The sequence below is a fragment of the Pseudomonas sp. Z18(2022) genome (assembly GCF_036346535.1).
GTDB lineage: Bacteria > Pseudomonadota > Gammaproteobacteria > Pseudomonadales > Pseudomonadaceae > Aquipseudomonas > Aquipseudomonas yamanorum_A.
Genome location: NZ_JAOTOA010000010.1, coordinates 180,370 through 198,421, shown reverse-complemented (window position 1 = coordinate 198,421; position 18,052 = coordinate 180,370). Strand labels below are relative to the sequence as shown.

The window sequence follows — 18,052 nt, the reverse complement described above, 5'->3', positions numbered from 1 at the left end:
GGTGAATCTCTAGTCACGTTTTGCAACCACTTAAGGGGTAGCGACATGACCACCGACAACCTGCTCGCCCAGCTGTTTCCCACTGCCGCCGAGATTCCCGAGCAATTCCGGCTCGCGGCGCCCATTGAACAACGTGATTACCTGGTCGGCGGCCAGTTGCATGTGTGGAACGGCCCCTTGGCCGAAGTACGCAGCCCGGTGCAGTTGCGCGGTACCGACGGTGACACACCGGTGATCATCGGCAGCACCCCGCTGCTGGACGCCGACACCGCCCTGACCGCCCTCGACGCCGCCGTTGCCGCCTACGACCGTGGCCAGGGCGCCTGGCCGACGATGCGCGTGGTGGATCGCATCCAGCACGTCGAAGCGTTTTTGCGGCGCATGCGTGAACAACGCGACGCGGTGGTGAAGCTGTTGATGTGGGAGATCGGCAAGAACCTCAAGGACTCGCAGAAAGAATTCGACCGCACCTGCGACTACATTACCGACACCATCAACGCCCTCAAGGAACTCGACCGCCGCTCCAGCCGCTTCGAGCTGGAACAGGACACCCTCGGGCAAATCCGCCGAGTGCCGCTGGGCGTGGCGCTGTGCATGGGCCCTTACAACTACCCGCTGAACGAGACCTTCACCACGCTGATCCCGGCGCTGATCATGGGCAACACCGTGGTGTTCAAGCCGGCCAAGCTCGGCGTGCTGCTGATTCGCCCGTTGCTGGAAGCGTTTCGCGACAGCTTCCCCGCCGGCGTGATCAACGTGATCTATGGCAGCGGCCGCGAGACCGTCAGCGCGCTGATGGCCAGCGGCAAGATCGATATCTTTGCGTTTATCGGCACCAACAAGGCCGCCAGCGATTTGAAGAAGCTGCACCCAAAGCCTCACCGTCTACGTGCGGCACTGGGCCTGGACGCGAAGAACCCCGGGATCGTGCTGCCGCAGGTCGACCTGGACAATGCGGTCAACGAAGCCGTCACCGGTTCCCTGTCGTTCAACGGCCAGCGTTGCACCGCGTTGAAGATCCTGTTTGTACACGAGGATGTGGTCGACAGTTTTATCGAGAAATTCAACCGCAAGCTGGCCACCCTCAAGCCGGGCATGCCGTGGGAAGACGGTGTATCGCTGACGCCGCTGCCCGAGCAGGGCAAGGTTGATTACCTCGGAGGCCTGGTCACCGATGCACTGGCCCACGGCGCCAAGGTGGTGAATGAAAATGGCGGCGCCAGCCGTGGCTCGTTTTTCTACCCGGCGGTGCTGTACCCGGTGAACCCGCAGATGCGCGTGTACCACGAGGAACAGTTCGGCCCGGTGGTGCCGATCGTGCCGTACCGCGATTTGGAGACGGTGATCGACTACGTGCTGGAATCGGATTTCGGCCAGCAACTGAGTATCTTCGGCACCAGCCCGGGTGAAGTCGGGCGGCTGGTGGATGCGTTCGCCAATCAGGTGGGCCGGATCAATATCAACGCCCAGTGCCAGCGCGGGCCCGACAGCTTCCCGTTCAACGGGCGCAAGAACTCGGCCGAGGGCACGCTGTCGGTACATGATGCGTTGCGGGTGTTTTCGATCCGTACCCTGGTGGCGACCAAGTTCCAGGCGAGCAACAAGGAACTGGTGAGCGACATTTTGCAGGAGCGCACGTCGAGCTTCCTGACCACTGACTATATTTTCTGAACCCTGAAATAGGTCGCCGAACTCCTGTGGGAGCTGGCTTGCCTGCGATGACGGACTCACCTCCAACAGTGATGTTGGCTATGACACCGCTATCGCAGGCAAGCCAGCTCCCACCCTGAGTCGACGGCGCCTGTTCGACCGAGGCCACCTTGAGACCGTTTTCATTGCACTTACCCCTCTTCGCCCGCCGCTTGCTGCGCCCGCTGCTGGACCCGTACCGGCGTTACCGCCACGCCAAACTGATCCACGCGGTACGGGTTTCCATCGGCTTGCTCGCCACGATCCTGCTCACCACCGGCATCAACCTGCCCCACGGTGAGTGGGCCTCGGTAACGATGCTGATCGTGATCGGCGGGTTGCAGCACCACGGCAATATCGGCAAGAAAGCCGTCGAGCGTGCCTACGGTACGTTGATCGGGGCCAGCGTCGGGTTGCTGTTGGTGGTGCAGGAGACCTACCTGGGCCAGCCGCTGTTGACCTACCTGCTGATGTCGGTGGTGTGCGGGTTCTTTTCCTATCACGCCATCGGCAAGGGCGGGTACATCGCGCTGCTGTCGGCGATCACCGTGTTTATCGTCGCCGGCCATGGCGACAACCCGCTGTCGGACGGGTTGTGGCGCACGGTGGACATCCTGATTGGCATCGTCCTGGCGTTGGCGTTTTCCTTCGCCCTGCCGCTGTACGCGGTGTATTCCTGGCGCTACAACCTGGCCAGTGCCTTGCGCGATTGCGCGGCGATCTACAGCCGGATCATCAGCGGCCAGTCGGTGACCGATGATGAACACCTCAAGCTGCTCAATCGGCTTAACGCCGCCATGCTGCAACTGCGTTCGCTGATGCCGTCGGTGTCCAAGGAAGTGCGGATTTCCATGACCGAACTGGACATCATCCAGCGGCACCTGCGCATGTGCATCAGCACCCTGGAGATCCTCGGCAACACCCGGCCCGACCCACGGGACAAGGAAGCCCTGGCGCGGATGCAGGTGGCGTTGAAGAGCGAGCATCGACAGATACGGGTGCAGTTGATCGGGATGGCACGGGCCTTGAAGTCGGGGGTAACCGAGCGACTGGAGCGGCCGAGCAACACGACGCCCCACGAGCAGACCTTTGAAGTGCCGGTGGTCAACCCGCTGGACGGTTACCGGTTATTGACTCTGCAACTGGCAGCCAACGTTGATGACATGCGCCAGCGCCTGGCCAAGACCGCCAGCCACTGGAAAATCTGATCAATCCCGGTGCAGCGCCTGGACCAACAGGTGCTGCAACGCCTGTAGCCGGGGCTCGGGGCTGTCTTCGGCGAAGCGCAATACATTGGCCACTTCGGGCAGCGGCATCTGCTGTTCGAAAGGTCGGTGCACTGCCACGCGCTTGTCGAGGTGATCGCTGCTGAGCAGGCCCACGCCCAACCCGGCGGCGATGGCCGATATCACGCCCTCCACCGAACCGCACTCTACCGCCACCTGCCAGGGAATGCCCAAGGCACTCAGCCGTTCCTGGGCCAGTTGCCGGTAGAAACAGCCAGGCCCGAACGTGATCAGCCGCACGCAATCATCCGGTGCGTGGTGCCAACCGGGTTGGGCGCACCAGTGCACATGTTCGCTCCACAGCAACTGGTCCCGCGCTTCGACGCGGTGGGTGAAATCCTGATGCAGCGCCAGGTCCAGTTCACGGTCCACCAGGGCCTGGCGCAGCACGTGGCTCTGTTCCACCACAATCCGCACATCAAGCTGGCGATGCTGCCGGGAAAACTGGCCCAGCAGGTTCGACAGCTCGGCCATCGGCACCTGTTCGGTGGCGCCCAGGCGGATGGTGCCTTGCAGCTGCACCGGATTGAAGTGCGCCAGGGCCGCGTCGTGGGCTTCAAGGATGCGCCGGGCGTGGATCAGCAACTGCGCACCGTCGTCGCTGGCCACCAGGCGCTGGCCTTCGCGCTGGATCAGCGGCCGCTCCAACTGTTTCTCCAGCCGCTTGATCTTCCAGCTGACCGCCGACTGGCTGAGATTCAGCCGCTCAGCCGCCCGGGTGACACTGCCGGTTTCCACCACGGTTTGCAGGGCCCTCAGTACATCGATGGGCAGTCGCTGGTTCATGAGCATGGCCTATGACAAAAACAGGATTGGCAGAGAGTAAGTTGTCATTGGTGTCATGGCCAGCGGCGCTTTAGGGTAAAGCCTTCATCACCGCGAGGATTTGCCATGACTGCCCTGCTGAACGAAGTTGCCTTGATCAACGGTTGGCGCATTGCCACAGGCCGCCACGGTGACGGGCTGCCGGTGCTGTTGCTGCACGGCACGCCCGCCCACTCCATCATCTGGCGCAATGTGGTGCCACATCTGACCGCCGCCGGTCTGCAGGTTCACCTGTTCGACCTGCTGGGGTTCGGCGCTTCGGAACGCCCCGTGCAAGCAGACACTTCAGTGGCGGCGCAAAGCCAGCTGATTGGCAGTTTGCTCGACCACTGGGGGCTTGAGGACGTGCACTTGGTGGGGCATGACATCGGTGGCGTCATCGCGCTGCTGTTTGCCCTGGAGCACCCACACCGGGTGCGCTCATTGACGATCGCCGACGCGCCCAGCTATGACTCGTGGCCATCACCCACCTGGCGCGGGATTCACCAACGGTTTGCCGAGCACGGGCGCATGGCGCCGCACGAACATCAGGCGTTGATGAGCCGGCAATTGGCCATGGCCGTGTTTGACAAGAGCGTGATGCAAGGTGAGTTGCTGGAGGCGTACCTGGCACCGATCAGCGGTGTGGTCGGCCAGCCGGCGTTCTACCAGCATCAGGTGGCACATTACGACGCACGGTACACCGCCGATTTTGCCGAACGTCTGCCAGGCATGGATTTGCCGGTGCAGGTTCTGTGGGGCGCCGAAGACGAGTGGCAGCCGCTGGTGTATGCGCAGCGCCTGCAAAGGGATATTCCGGGGGCTGCCCTGCATGTGCTGGAAAACGCGGGACACTTTCTGATGGAGGACGCGCCGGGACGGGTGAGCGAGTACCTGTTGGACTTTATTGGCCGCGTTCACACAAGCGATTAACTTCACACTTTTTCTTACATATTTTTCACGTTTTATTCACATCCCCAGCCGTAGTGTGAAGCCTCATCCGTTACAAATGCTGCACTTAAAAACCCGCCGCCCCAGCGGGTTTTTTTTGCCTGTGATTTATCCAGACCCGCCACCTGCGGGTGTAAGGATTGCAAGGTGTTATCACCCCTGTTGCTGACGAAGATACAGGTACCGTCCGGGCTGATGCTCACATGACGGGGGCCCTCACCCGCCAGGGTCAGGACCTGTTCTTTTCTCGAGGTATCGATTGCCGCCAGAAAACCTGTGATCACAGAGGTGCCATTGGTGGTGTATAGCCAGTTTCCGTCAGGACTGGCGGCCAAGGTATCAAACAGACTGTTGGTCAGCAGGATGTAGTCGCTTACCTGGTTGCTGGCAGTGTCAAACACCGCCATCCGCGCAAGACCGGAAAGGTTGATATACACCAACGCACCATCAGGGCTGATTGCCATGCCTGTCCCCGCAGCAATCAGCGGGATGGCCCTGACCTGCCGCCGTTCAAGGATGTCGATGACCGACAGTGTTGCGCTCAATCGGCTGCAAACGAATCCATGGCGGTTATCCGGGCTGACGACGATGGCATTCGGTGTTGTAGGGGTCATCTCGACTGTATCGACCTCCTGGGTCAGCGTATCGAGAACGGCAACGCCCCCTCCCTGAACACAGAAACACAGATTACGTCCATCAGGGCTGAGGACCAGGCCGGTATCATGGCGTCCCAGTCTCATGGATATCACTTGCAGGCTGCTCAGCGTGATAATCAACAACCCTTGCTGATGGCTGACGTATGCATGAGTACCCTGGGGGTTGATCACGACCTCAAGAGGGGGAAAGTCCAGGACAATTCGATAGAGGATGCGCAGCATGAGCGTATCCAGCACGGCAATGTATCGATCGCTGAAAGCGCACACATAAAGCCGCGTACCGTCAGGCGTCAAGGCACTGCCCTGGGGAGATCGGAGCGGTATCTTTTCATCGGGCCCGTTAGCCACCACTGCCAGCGAGGCAGAGGCGAGTTTCGAGCCGCTCTGTGCATTAAAGGTATAACGCCCCGTTATCCCAGGCCCTTGAATACCTTCGACCAGCAAAAAACCAGCCGCGTCGGTTACAAAACTGCGAACGCCGCTGCTGCCGTCATCAAAGAACGCCCCGTCCGGTAATGTGATGAGTACCGCACCTTCGGGGACTGGCCGGTAGGCGTCATCGTGCAGGCTCAGACGAAGCCTCAAGTGCCCCAAAGGGGTGATTGTGTAGGGGCCGTTGATAAATAGCGGCGTACCCACTGGCGCAGTCAAATCCTCAACGGTCGGCGGGTTGGGTCCGGGGTTATGCTGCTCAGCCATATTCGGGCACCTGCAAATCGGGCGAGGGTGTCTGCCCGATTTAGCAATGCATCGGATTGCTTGTATAGCTGTGAAATTTGACAGTGGCGACCGACGGACGACAGGTCAGCGAGCGGCCTTTCCGGCGCTCGGGGCAGCCGCTTGCTCGCGGATCGCACGTTGCGTGTCCAGCACCCGCGCCAGAGCCGTTTCGGCCTCAGGGCTTTGCTGGGGCACGCGAATCGCCGCCGACACCAGGGTGATCAGTTTGGCCATCACTTCGGCATCGGTCGCCGGCCGCCCCAGGCTCATGGAGTTCATCAGCAAGCGCAGCTCGGTGCCGGCCATTACCCCGGAAATCGCCTTGAGGGCAAATTGCAGGCGCACCCCCAGTTCGTTGCGCGGCAAATCCGGCAGGGCCAGGGCGAACGCTTCAAAGAAGCGCTGGAACACCGGCTGGTAATGCACCTTGAGGTATTCCTGGATAAACGGCGAGGTGTCGCTGTACACACGCCCCAGGAAACGGATGAACGAACGCCCTTCCCCGCTCGCCGGGTCGCTGCGCTCCAGGCCCATGGCCGGGGCGAACAGCACGCCCAGCAAGGTGTCGCAGTCCAGCGGGCCGTCGGATTCGGCTTCGCACCGCGCGAGCAGCTCCAGGCGCTGCTCGTTGAGCGGCTCCAGGCGCTGCATCAACAGGGTTTTCATCAGGGAATCCTTGTCCCCGAAGTGATAATTCACCGCAGCGAGATTGACCTGCGCCCTCTCGGTTATCTGCCGCAACAAAACGGCGTCATAGCCGTATTTGATGAAAAGAGCCTCTGTCGCATCCAGCAATCGGGTCTTGGTAACGTTTGGAGCGCTGAGTTTCTTCGCGACCATAGGGATTGGGGTTCCACTGCGGAAATATTGTTTTAAAAATTAATTTGATTTTTTATACCGGGGCCGCTGCCTGAAAGCAAGTAGTGACACTGCGCCATACCATCCAAAGCCAGCAATGACGGGCTCGTTGAGGGTAGCTGATGGATTTTTCCGGCGCCTGAAATGCCCCGTAGAGGAATCGTTTCAAAGGGTAAAACCGCTCTATATCCATGGCTGGCGGAACGGCGGGATCGCGGTTAGTATTCAAACAATATTTTAAAAACAAGAAATAAAACCAGTCCGTGACGTGTACCAGGCAGCCCCTGAACTTGTTACAAGGATTTTCAGGGGATGCGCGGTGCTGTCGAGGCTGCAGGCGTAGTCATGATGACAGATACCCCCGCGCACCCAGGCTTCATTTCCCTGCAAGGCATCGGCAAAAGCTATCAGTTGGCCGGTCAACACCTGTCGATTCTCAATGATGTATGCCTGGCCATCCAAAGCGGTGACAGCTGCGGCATTCTCGGCGCGTCCGGCTCCGGCAAAAGTACCCTGCTCAATATTCTGGGCCTGCTGGATTTGCCCGACTGCGGCCAGTACCGTTTTGCCGGCCATGACATTTTCAGCGCCAGCCCCGACCAGTTGGCGGCGATCCGCAATCAGCAGATCGGTTTCGTCTTTCAAAGCTTCAACCTGCTGCCGCGCCTCAGTGCCCTGGACAATGTCGCCCTGCCCCTGAGCTACCGTGGCGTGTCGCGGCATGACTCGGTGGAACAGGCCCTGCGCATGCTTGACCAGGTGGGCCTGGCCGAGCGTGCGCATCATCGCCCGGCGGACCTGTCCGGCGGCCAGCGCCAGCGCGTCGCCATCGCCCGCGCCCTGGTGGGCAATCCCTCGGTGATCCTCGCCGACGAACCCACCGGCAACCTCGACAGCACCACCGCCCAGGAGATCATGGACCTGCTGCTGGCGCTCAATCGCGAACAGCAGGTGACGCTGATTATCGTCACCCATGACCCGCACATTGCCGAGCGCCTGAATCGCAAGATCCTGGTGCGCAACGGCGTGGTGCAAGAGGCCGGGCGCCTATGAGCCTGCGGGTCGAACAAAGCCTGAGCCAATTGCTGCACGAGGCATTTGTCAGCCTGCGCACCCTGGGCAAGCGCTCGATCCTGGCCTTGCTGGGCATCGTCATCGGCAGCTCATCGGTGGTGGCGCTGATCAATATCGGGCACAACGCCGCCGAAGACGCAGCGATGATTTTCAAAGACATGGGCACCGACACCCTGGTGGCGCAATTTCCGCCCAAGGGTGCCAGCACCGCACAGATGCCCGCCCGCCTGGACCTGGAGGCCGTGCGCCGCAGCGTGCCCGGTATCGCCCATATCGGCGCGGTCTCGTTGTTCAGCGGGCCGGCGGTGTTCCATGGCCGCACCGTCAACACAAACTTTGTCGGCAGTACGCCGGACTTGAAAGACGCGATGCGCCTGTCGGTACGCGAGGGGCGTTTCCTGTCGAGCTTCGATGCGGGGGAAACCTACGCGGTCATCGGTGACCAGATCGCCCAGGCCCTGAGCGCGCCCGGCGACCCGCTGCAATTGGGCGACCGGGTGCGCATCAACGATTACCTGTTCCTGGTGGTGGGCATCCTGCACAGCCAACCCCGGGCAATGCTGATCCCGGTGCAGGCCAACGAATCGCTGTTCGTGCCCGCCCAGGGCATGCGCCGCATCTACGCCAATCCGCAAGTTGCCAACGTGATTATCCGCGCAACCTCCGGGCAGGACATGGAGCGTGTGGCCCAGGACGCAGCGGCGGCGCTGCGAACCCAGCTCACCGACCACGATGTCGACATTCAGGTGCCCCAGCAAATGATCGATGGCATGACCCGGCAAAGCCGTACCTTCGCTTACCTGCTGCTGGCCCTGGGCGCGATTTCCCTGGTGGGCGGCGGCGTCGGCGTGATGAACGTGATGCTGATGAACGTTTCGGAGCGACGCCGGGAAATCGGGATTCGCATGGCCCTCGGTGCGCGCCAGCGGGACATTCGCAACCTGTTCCTGCTGGAAGCGGTGACCCTGACCGCCGTCGGCGCCGTCTGCGGCGCGGTACTGGGCATGACCGCCGCGTACCTGTATGCCTGGCTGTCCGGCTGGCAGTTTTCCCTGGCGGTGGCCGCGCTGCCGCTGGGGGTGGGCAGCACGTTGCTGGTGGGGCTGTTTTTCGGGATCTATCCGGCGGTGTCGGCCTCGCGCCTGCAACCGGTGGAGGCCCTGCGCGATGAATAAACGGCTGCTGTTGTTGAGCGCTCTGGTGAGCTTGCACAGCGTGGCCGCCGACGTGGTGATTCGCCCGTCGGCGCCCAGCACCACCCGCAGCGGTTATGAGCGCGGTGTGTCGCTGAACGCCCAGTCCACCACCTTGACCCTGGGCGACGCGGTGTACCTGGGCCTGCGCAACAACCCGGCAATTCGCAGCGCGTACCTGCAACGTGTGGCGCAGAAATTCGACCTGCGGGTGGCCGAAGACACCTTCAACCCCAAGCTGACCCTGAACAGCTACTACCGCGCCAACAAAGGCAGCGACGACAACGCCCGCAACGCCAACCTGGCGCCCAACGCCACCTTGCTCGGCGAATACGGCACGCGCCTGAGCATGAACTGGACCCAGCAACTGAACAACGCCGACCGTGCCGGGCGCTACCGCAGCGACGGCCTCGACCTGTCGGTGATCCAGCCGCTGATGCGCGGTGCCGGCTGGGACGCCACCACCGCCCCGCTGCGCCTGTCACGCCTGTCGGAGCAGGCCAACCGCCTGAACCTCAAGGCCAACGTGGCGCAGACCATCAGCAACATCATCACCACCTACCGCGAATTGCTGCGGGCCCAGGAACAGCTGAGCATCGTCCAGGACGCCCTCAAACGCTCCGGCACGCTGCTGGAAGTGAACAAGGCGCTGATCAGCGCCGGGCGCATGGCCGAGTTCGAGATTGTGCAGACCGAAGCCGACATCGCCACCCAGCAACTGGGGGTGGAAGAAGCCCAGAACCAACTCGACACCAGCCGCCTGGCCCTGCTGCGCCTGCTGGCCCTCGACCTGTCGACGCCGATCCGCGCCACCGAAGCCCTTGAAGCCAAGCGCATGGACATCGACAAGCACCAGGCCTTCGTACTCGCGCAGAACCAGCAACCGAACTACCTGGCCACCCTGCTCGGCAGTCAACAGGCCGACCTCAACCTGGTGATCGCCAAGGACTCCGGCCGCTGGCAGGTGGACCTGGTGGCCGGCGCCAACCAGATACGGGCCGACACCAATGACGATAACGGCCACTCCAATAACCGGCGCTGGGACAGCTATGCCGGCGTGCAGGTGCAGATTCCCATCGGCGATATCAGCACCCGCCAGGCCGAAGTGCACGCGCGGGTCGACGCGGAGAATCAGGAAATCATCATCGCCGACGCCCGCCAGCAACTGGAGCGCGACGTCAACGATGTGGTGCGTGACCTGGGCACCCGCTGGCGCCAGTATGAAATCTCCCAGCGGGCGGTGGAGCTGTCCAAGCGCAAGATCGAAATCGAACGGGAAAAACTCAGCGCCGGGCGCTCCACCAACTTCCAGGTATTGAGTTTCGAAACCGACCTGCGCAACGCCGAGAACTCACGGCTCAATGCCTTGATTGCTTATTTGAACGCCCAGACTCAGTTCGACCTGACCCTGGGCATGACGCTGGAAAGTTGGGAAATCGCCCTCAATGACTACTAATAAGAAGCGCCTGTTGGGTGTCGTGTTGATGGTGCTGGTGGCCGGTGTCGGCATCACGCTGCTCAGCCGCCAGAGCCCGGCCGCCAACCCGCCCGGCAACGCCGAACAATGGCTGGCGGTAAAGGTCGACCCGCTGGTGCACCAGATCGGCCTGGTGGGCAAGATCGAGCCCGACACCACCATCACCCTCACCGCGCCCTTCGACGGCAATGTGCAGGCCAACCTGGTGGAACAGGGCCAGCGGGTGGAAGCCGGCCAGGTGCTGCTGCGAATGGACCCGGCCACCCTCGAAGTGCAACTGCGCGACGCCCTCTCCGCGCAGCTCAAGGCCCGGCGCACGGTGCAGGAAATGCAGGACTGGGACAGCGGCCAACAAGTCGGCCGCGCCCGCCGCAACCTGCGCACCGCCGAAATGAGCGCCAGCAACACCCAGCGCAAACTCACCGAGAGCGAAAACCTGTTCAAGCGCGGCATCATCCCGCGCAACGAACTCGACGACCTCAAGCAACAGGCCATCCAGCAACAACTCGACCTGGCGGCGGCCCGTGGCGAGTTGCAGCAGGCGATGGAACAAGGCCAAGGCGAGTACCGGCAGATCGCCGATATGGAGCTGACCAACGCCACGGTGAAATATGACGCCCTGCGCACCCTGCTCGATGGCAAGGAGGTCAAGGCACCGTTCTCCGGCATCGTGGTACCGGCGCCGGGCGGCAGCTCATCGTCCCAGGGCGGCGGGAACAACAACGCGCCGGTGCAGGCCGGGAGCAAGGTCAGCCAGGGCCAGGTGCTGTTTGGGCTGGCGAATATCGAGAAGCTGAAAATCGTTGCCAAGGTCTCGGAGCTGGACATCAACCAGCTGCACCAAGGGCAAGCGGTGGAGGTCATGGGCGACGGGTTTGACGGGGAGCGGCTGACGGGGTCGGTGAGTGTGGTCAGCGGCTTGGCAATTGCCAGCGACAGCCAGGGCAGCGCGCAGTTTCCGGTGACCCTGTCGATTCCCAAGCTGACGCCGCAGCAGTTGCAACGGGTGCGGCTGGGGATGAGTGCGCGGTTGACCATCGTGACTTATAACAATGACCAGGCGATTGTGGTGCCGGCCCAGGCGATCAGTCGCGGGGATGGGGTGATGACGGTGGAGTATCGGGCCACGATGGATAAACCGGTGGAGCGGGTGACGGTGACCACCGGGCAGTCGACGGCGCAAGGCGTTGAGGTATTTGGGTTAAAGCCGGGGTTTGTGAAGGTCGGGCCATAACCCCGACCTGTAGGAGCTGGCTTGCCTGCGATAGCAAGCTGTCAGTTGATAAAGATGCAGCTGACCCACCGCTATCGCAGGCAAGCCAGCTCCCACATTAGATTTAGAGGTGTGCCAACCTGGCGGCGAGTGCCTTGGCCTGAATCGCCACATCCGTCACTGCCGTACTTTCCCACCACATCCCGCGCAGCGGTGGGCCCATGGCAAACAGCCGCCGGCTGACATTCCCCTGGGCATCCAGCACCGCCCCGGAAGTATCCGCCGCAATCCCCAGCGCCAACGGCCCGGGCTGAATCAACCCGCGCTTGAGCAACTGCCGGGGCAACGGCCGGGCCACGCGCCGCCAGTCGTATTCAATTCCGCTGGAGTTGATCAGCGCTGCCCCCGACACCTCGACGACGGCCTGCTCGCCCCGATGGCGCAGGCGAATCGTGACATCACCTTCAGATGGCACCAGCCCCTTGTACGAAGCTGCCTGAATCCGCAACCGCCCTTCCCCATGCAACCGTGCCACCAACTCGGCACTCAAGGGCGGCGAGCGGTGGTGATGGCTTTCCCACCAGGGCCGAATATGCCGCACGAACTGGCGCTTCTCGCCCTCGCTGGCCTGGCTCCACAAACGCCCGATGTTGGCGCGCACGGTGTCCAGCGGTGCTTGCCAGTCGATCCCCTGCGCCAGCGCGAGCCGGCATTGGCGACGCACTTCCCGCAGCAATTGCCGGGGGCTGCGCAGGCTGTGGTCTTCCCCCAGGAAGTCGACCCAGGCCGGCGGCTGCCGACGCACATGGGGCAACAGGCCGTGGCGTGAAAAAATCTCGATGGGCCCACGGTGACCGGCCTGTTCCAGGGACACCACGGCGTCGACCATGGTCAGCCCGGAACCGATGATCAGCACGGTGGATTGCGGGTCGAGTTGGGTCATGGCCTGCACATCCCACGGGTCGACTGCCGCGGCATTCAAGCCGCTGGACTCGGTCTGGGGCGTGCGCGCCGCCGGGAACATGCCGGTGGCCAATACTGCAACGGCACCACGCAGTTGCTGGCCGTCGCTCAGGATCAGCCGTGTGGCGTGTTCATCCACTTCAAGGTCCACCACCTCGGCGCGGATATGCTCGACGGTCGACGTCGAAAGCGCCTTGGCCTCGGCCAGCCGTTGTTGCGCGTACAGGCCAAAAATCCCGCGGGGCGGAAACAGTTCGCTGATGGGCACGTGTTGCTGGTCTGACTCCGGCCAGCCACCGCCGGCGATGTAGGCGGTCAGCCATTGGGTCAGGTCATCGGCGTTGTCCGGGTCGACGCTCATGCGGGCGGCGTTGCCGTTCAGGGTGTGGCCCAGCTCCACCGCGCTGTAGGCCTCGCCGCGCCCCAGTTCCTGGCGCGGCTCGATCACCAGGATCTGCCGCGTGCCCGGCAGGCGCAGCAACTGCACCGCCAGCATCGTCCCGCTCAGGCCGCCGCCGACAATCAGCACATCAGCGTTGCGAATGGCGCTCGTCGCCTGTCCGCGTTCGGTTTCACTCATGAAATTGCGCCCTTACTGTCTGCCTGAATGGTTATGGTAAAAATCGCCCCGTGCAGTATCCAGCACATCGACCCGGGGCGCATAGCTCGGCCCGAATAGCTCAGCCCGACTGGGGAAAGCCCAGGCTCTGACCGCTGTTCAGCCATTGCTCCAGCACCGCCGCCAGGCCGCCTTGCCCGTGGGTGCTTTCCTCGCTCCACAGCTCGGTCTTGCCGGAAGGCTGCCACCAGCGGCACAGCCGCTGGGACGTGTCCACGATGCCGACCTGTTGCACAACCGCCACCGGCTGCAGCCCCGGGACATACGCGTGGGTAGGTCGAATGCGCCACAACTGCTGCTGCAAGGCGGCAGGTTCCAGGTCATCGGCCAGGGTCAGGATCTGGCCACCGATCACCTGGGCGGCCAGCGCCAGCAGCAACAAATGAGGCTCGAAAGCCCCGCTGAGGGCCAGCCGCGACTCTTCGGTAAAGCCCTGCTGGCGCAAGCCATCGGCCTGACGCTCGACATCCCGCAGGGCATCAATCCAGCGCCAGGCGTACCACTGGCCGTCGCGCTTGTGACGCAGGGCATTGTGCAGCGGGGTCACCTGCGCCCAGTGGCGCAACTGCGCCAATGCCTTGGGCAACACCGTGACCCGTTCAGCGGGCCATTCCACATCCAGTGGTAGTTCACGTTCATGCACGCTCATAGGGTGATGCTCCTATTGGTGGAACAAGCATGCGGTGGTCCGCTGGCCGAAATCGTTGGCTTGATGAAGATCACCTGTGGGAGCTGGCTTGCCTGCGATAGCGGGGTGTCAGCCAACACAGATGCAAGCTGACTCACCGCTATCGCAGGCAAGCCAGCTCCCACATTGATCCGGTTTCTCCAGTCAGATCGCTGTGGCTTTAAGGTCGCGATAGCTGGCGCCCGGATGGTTGTCCGGCAAACGCGCGCCTTCCCCGAACAATTTCTCCCGCAGGGTGCCCTGGGCATATTCAGTCTTGTACACCCCGCGCTTCTGCAACTCCGGCACCAGCAAGTCGACCGCGTCGATAAAGGTCTCGTGGGTCAATGCATAGGCCAGGTTGAAGCCATCTACATCAGTCTCTTCAACCCACTCCTGCAACAGGTCGGCCACGGTTTGCGGGCCGCCGACAAACAACGGGCCGAAGCCGCCAATACCGACCCAGTCCGCCAGTTCATTCGGCGTCCAGACCTTGTTTGGATCAGCAGTGGAAAACGCTTCCACCGCCGACTGAATGGCGTTGGTGTGCACGTGCTTGAGGGGTTCATCAGGCTTGAACTGGCTGAAGTCGATACCGGTCCAGCCGGAGATCAATGCCATCGCGCCTTCGTAGCTGACGTAGGATTTGTATTCGTCGAACTTGGCCTTGGCCTTGGCGTCGGTTTCGCCAACGATCACGGTCTGCAAGTTGAAGATCAGGATTTTCTTCGGGTCACGCCCTGCCTCGGCCGCACGCCGGCGGATGTCGGCGACGGTTTTCTTCAGCAGCACTTTCGACGGTGCCGCCACAAATACACACTCGGCCTGCTCGGCGGCGAACTGTTTGCCCCGGCTGGACGCGCCCGCCTGGTACAACACCGGCGTGCGTTGTGGCGAAGGCTCGCAGAGGTGAATGCCGGGCACCTGGAAGTGTTTGCCGACGTGGCGAATCTCGTGGATCTTGCTCGGGTCACTGAAGATCCGTCGCTCGCGGTCCCGCAGCACGGCGCCCTCTTCCCAGCTGCCTTCCCAGAGTTTGTAGCAAACCTCCAGGTATTCCTCGGCGTAGTCGTAACGCGCATCGTGTTCGGTCTGGGCTTTCTGGCCGAGGTTCTTCGCGCCGCTTTCCAGGTATGAGGTGACGATGTTCCAGCCGATACGGCCCTTGGTCAGGTGATCGAGGGTGGAAAGACGCCGGGCGAACGGATACGGGTGTTCGAAAGACAGCGAGGCGGTCAGGCCAAACCCCAGGTGTTCGGTGACCAGTGCCATGGGTGCGATCAGCGACAGCGGGTCGTTGACCGGCACTTGGGTGGCCTGGCGAATCGCCGCGTCACCGTTGCCGTTATAGACGTCGTAGATGCCCAGCACGTCGGCGATGAACAGGCCGTCGAACTTGCCGCGCTCGAGGATTTTTGCCAGGTCGGTCCAGTACTCCAGGTCCTTGTACTGCCACGAGCGGTCTCGCGGGTGGGCCCACAAACCGGGGGACTGGTGGCCGACGCAGTTCATGTCGAAGGCATTCAAGCGGATTTCACGGGACATCAAAGCACTCCGTTGAGGTGGTAGTTGCCGACAATCTGGTATTTGCGGCGCAACGGGTCATCGAGGGTCGGCGGCAGCGCGGTGCGTTGGCCGGTGAGTTCGAATTCGGCATTGCTCGCGGCGATGAGGGCTTCGGCCGCCGCGATCTGCGCTTCGGTGAGGGCCACCGGGCTCGGGTGGGTTTCGGCACGCTCAAACAGAGCGGCCGCTACGTCCACGCGAATCTGCAGATCGCCGAAGCGGCTGATCACGTAGGGGTCATCACTTTTCTCGACAAAGCGCCGGGTGCTTTCCAGCAGTTGGCGCGCCTGATTCAGTGCGGTCATGGATAAAGCTCCTCAGTTCCAGGCGTGGCGCGCAGGCTTGACGCCGTTGAGCACGAAGTTGCCGATCAGGTGGTATTTCCAGCGGGCCGGGTCGTGCAGGGTGTGGGTGCGGGCGTTGCGCCAGAAGCGGTCAAGGTTGTGCTTGCCGGTGACCGAGCGGGTGCCGGCCAGTTCGAAGAGTTTGCTGCTGGCAAGCAACGCGGTTTCCGCCGACAACACTTTGGCCTGGGCGACAACGAGGGAGGCATTGGCCACGGTGTCTTCGTTGGGGTCGGCCAGGGCCCGGTCGACAGCCACGCCGGCCTTGGCGAGGATCGCTTCAGTGCCGTGCACGCGCCATTCCAGGTCACCGATGGCCGCGATGGTGAAGGGGTCTTGCCAGCCGTGATCCTGTTGGCTGTCGATCCACGGACGGGCCTGGCGCGCATAAATCTTGGCCTGTTCCAAAGCGCCAAGGGCGATGCCGGTGTCGACGGCGGCCTGGATGATTTGCGAGATCGGGCCGTTGGCGGTGGGCTGGTCGAAAGCCTGGTGGGCCGGGATCACCGCACTCAGCGGCACGGTGACGCCATCGAGGGTGACCCCGCCGCTGGCGGTGGTGCGCTGGCCGAAGCCGTCCCAGCTGTCGACCACCGTCAGGCCCGGCGCATCACGTTCGACGAACGCGATAAACGCCTGGCCGTGTTCGTTGTTGCCGACGGTGGGCACCAGGTGGGCGAAGAGTGCGCCGGTGCAGTAGAACTTCTCGCCGTTGATCTGGGCCGTATCGCCGTGGAAACGGATTTGCGTGTCGAAGGTGCCGGCGTTTTTGCTCCCGGCTTCGGAGAAGGCATTGCCGAAACGGTAGCCCTGCAAGACCTTGGCGAAGTAATGCTGCTTTTGCTCCTCGCTGGCGGTTTGCAGGAGGATGTCCACCACCCCGAGATGGTTCTGCGGAATTTGCCCCAGGGACGGATCGGCGGCGGAGATCAATTTGATCACCTCGGCCACCGTCACATAGGACACTCCGGCGCCGCCGTAAGCCTTGGGAATGGTGATGCCCCACAAGCCGCTGGCGGAGAATTCGTCCAGCTCGGCCACCGGCAGGCGTCGCTCGCGGTCGCGTACGCCCGCTTCCACGGCAAAACGCTTGGCCAACTCGGTGGCAACGGCGATGGCCTCGGCGTCCGAGCGGATGATGTGGGCAGGGTGTTGGGGTTGGGCTGACATGGGCCGACTCCAGGCTCCAGAGAGATACCGGAGTAATTGCAGGAGTCGTGCCTGAATCCAATGATCAATTAAATCAGCGGGTTGCCGGCAAATCGGGGAAGTTGTCGGCGGTTCAAAACAGCAAAGTGTCCAACCACTGTTGCGCTGCCAACAGTTAGATCACCACGTTGCGCACAAACCGCACCGCCACCTCGCCGTCATTGCGATAGGCGTGAAGGTGGCGGCTGGCGAACATCAGGAACTCACCGGTGGCGACGTGTTTTTCCTCGTCACCCAGCCCCAGCGTCAGCGTCCCTTCGAACACAAACAACTGCACGCTCCAGCCCTCGGGGTCCGGCTCGGGCATGTAGCGGTCACCGGGTTCCAGGCGCATCTCCCACAGCTCCACCTCGCGGCGCGCGGTGGCCTTGGCCAGCAGCACGGCCTTGCTGCCGGGAATTTCGCCGGCCCAGGCCAGTTCGTTGATGCGGCTGTGATCGGGGGCATCCGGGGCCTGGATCAGGTCGCTGAAGGCCACGTCCAGCGCTTCGGCCACCCGGTCGAGGGTCGACAGGCTGACGTTCTTCTCCCCCGCCTCGATCGCCACCAGCATGCGCCGGCTGACGCCGGACTTTTCGGACAAGGCCGTCTGGCTCAACTGCGCCGCATGGCGCAGGCGCCGAACGTTCTGGCTGACGTGTTGCAGGACCGAGGCCCGTTGCGGATTTTCTTTGTGCACTATATTGCTCACAGGGTGGGGTTGCGCAGTATACTGCCCAGCTTGCGGCGCATTGTGCGGTCCGCGCCCCTCCTGTGCAAGACC

General features: G+C 62.6%; 16 protein-coding genes. 7 read left to right on the top strand and 9 right to left on the bottom strand.

All coding sequences use genetic code 11. From position 1 onward, the window contains the following. The first annotated feature begins 45 nt into the window (after positions 1–45). On the top strand, positions 46–1,671 hold the full coding sequence (locus V3W39_RS20450) for an NADP-dependent glyceraldehyde-3-phosphate dehydrogenase (RefSeq protein WP_177112694.1): 1,626 nt from the start codon (positions 46–48) through the stop codon (positions 1,669–1,671). A gap of 164 nt (positions 1,672–1,835) precedes the next feature. Next, the gene (locus V3W39_RS20445) at positions 1,836–2,897 is read left to right on the top strand and encodes an FUSC family protein (protein WP_177112692.1); all 1,062 of its coding nucleotides are present in this window, start codon (positions 1,836–1,838) and stop codon (positions 2,895–2,897) included. On the opposite strand, the gene V3W39_RS20440 is transcribed toward V3W39_RS20445, so the two are convergent. Then, on the bottom strand, positions 2,898–3,761 hold the full coding sequence (locus V3W39_RS20440; RefSeq protein WP_177112690.1) for a LysR family transcriptional regulator: 864 nt from the start codon (positions 3,759–3,761) through the stop codon (positions 2,898–2,900). It abuts the gene before it with no gap. A gap of 105 nt (positions 3,762–3,866) precedes the next feature. On the opposite strand from V3W39_RS20440, the gene V3W39_RS20435 reads away from it, so the two are divergent. After that, positions 3,867–4,712 carry an alpha/beta fold hydrolase gene (locus V3W39_RS20435; RefSeq protein ID WP_330213212.1) on the top strand — a complete coding sequence of 282 codons (846 nt, stop codon included), beginning with the start codon at positions 3,867–3,869 and terminating at the stop codon, positions 4,710–4,712. A gap of 32 nt (positions 4,713–4,744) precedes the next feature. Here V3W39_RS20435 and V3W39_RS20430 read toward each other — a convergent pair whose 3' ends face one another. After that, positions 4,745–6,085 (bottom strand): hypothetical protein, encoded by a 1,341-nt coding sequence (locus tag V3W39_RS20430; protein ID WP_330213211.1) that lies wholly within the window; start codon positions 6,083–6,085, stop codon positions 4,745–4,747. Positions 6,086–6,190: 105 nt separating this feature from the next. Further along, positions 6,191–6,946 (bottom strand): TetR/AcrR family transcriptional regulator, encoded by a 756-nt coding sequence (locus V3W39_RS20425; protein ID WP_177134350.1) that lies wholly within the window; start codon positions 6,944–6,946, stop codon positions 6,191–6,193. A gap of 363 nt (positions 6,947–7,309) precedes the next feature. Between V3W39_RS20425 and V3W39_RS20420 the strand changes: the two genes are divergently transcribed. Genes V3W39_RS20420 through V3W39_RS20405 form a run of 4 tightly spaced genes read left to right on the top strand, consistent with a single transcriptional unit; the run spans position 7,310 to position 11,942 of the window. Further along, complete coding sequence (locus tag V3W39_RS20420) at positions 7,310–8,017, top strand: ABC transporter ATP-binding protein (protein WP_177048044.1); 708 nt, start codon at positions 7,310–7,312, stop codon at positions 8,015–8,017. Beyond that, entirely contained in the window at positions 8,014–9,213 is a 1,200-nt protein-coding gene (locus tag V3W39_RS20415) for an ABC transporter permease (protein WP_177112682.1), read from the top strand. The genes V3W39_RS20420 and V3W39_RS20415 overlap by 4 nt, the downstream gene beginning before the upstream one ends. Then, on the top strand, positions 9,206–10,687 hold the full coding sequence (locus V3W39_RS20410) for a TolC family protein (RefSeq protein ID WP_177048040.1): 1,482 nt from the start codon (positions 9,206–9,208) through the stop codon (positions 10,685–10,687). The genes V3W39_RS20415 and V3W39_RS20410 overlap by 8 nt, the downstream gene beginning before the upstream one ends. Continuing rightward, positions 10,677–11,942: an efflux RND transporter periplasmic adaptor subunit gene (locus V3W39_RS20405; protein ID WP_177079890.1), complete on the top strand. Its 1,266-nt coding sequence runs from the start codon at positions 10,677–10,679 to the stop codon at positions 11,940–11,942. The genes V3W39_RS20410 and V3W39_RS20405 overlap by 11 nt, the downstream gene beginning before the upstream one ends. Positions 11,943–12,045: 103 nt before the next feature. Here the strand turns inward: V3W39_RS20405 and V3W39_RS20400 are convergent, their stop codons facing one another. From V3W39_RS20400 to V3W39_RS20375, 6 genes are all read right to left on the bottom strand, one after another. Continuing rightward, on the bottom strand, positions 12,046–13,464 hold the full coding sequence (locus V3W39_RS20400; RefSeq protein WP_330213210.1) for an FAD/NAD(P)-binding protein: 1,419 nt from the start codon (positions 13,462–13,464) through the stop codon (positions 12,046–12,048). A 100-nt stretch (positions 13,465–13,564) separates the two neighbouring features. After that, entirely contained in the window at positions 13,565–14,152 is a 588-nt protein-coding gene (locus tag V3W39_RS20395; RefSeq protein ID WP_177121816.1) for a hypothetical protein, read from the bottom strand. A 183-nt stretch (positions 14,153–14,335) separates the two neighbouring features. Then, entirely contained in the window at positions 14,336–15,715 is a 1,380-nt protein-coding gene (locus V3W39_RS20390; RefSeq protein WP_177079893.1) for an LLM class flavin-dependent oxidoreductase, read from the bottom strand. After that, positions 15,715–16,041, bottom strand: a complete 327-nt coding sequence (locus V3W39_RS20385) for an acyl-CoA dehydrogenase (protein WP_177048030.1) — start codon at positions 16,039–16,041, stop codon at positions 15,715–15,717. Before V3W39_RS20385 ends, V3W39_RS20390 begins: the two co-directional genes overlap by 1 nt. Positions 16,042–16,053: 12 nt before the next feature. Then, on the bottom strand, positions 16,054–17,250 hold the full coding sequence (locus V3W39_RS20380; RefSeq protein WP_177048028.1) for an SfnB family sulfur acquisition oxidoreductase: 1,197 nt from the start codon (positions 17,248–17,250) through the stop codon (positions 16,054–16,056). A gap of 154 nt (positions 17,251–17,404) precedes the next feature. Further along, a complete protein-coding gene (locus V3W39_RS20375; protein WP_177112674.1) occupies positions 17,405–17,968 on the bottom strand; it encodes a helix-turn-helix domain-containing protein in 564 nt (187 codons plus the stop codon). Between the last annotated feature and the right edge of the window lie 84 nt (positions 17,969–18,052).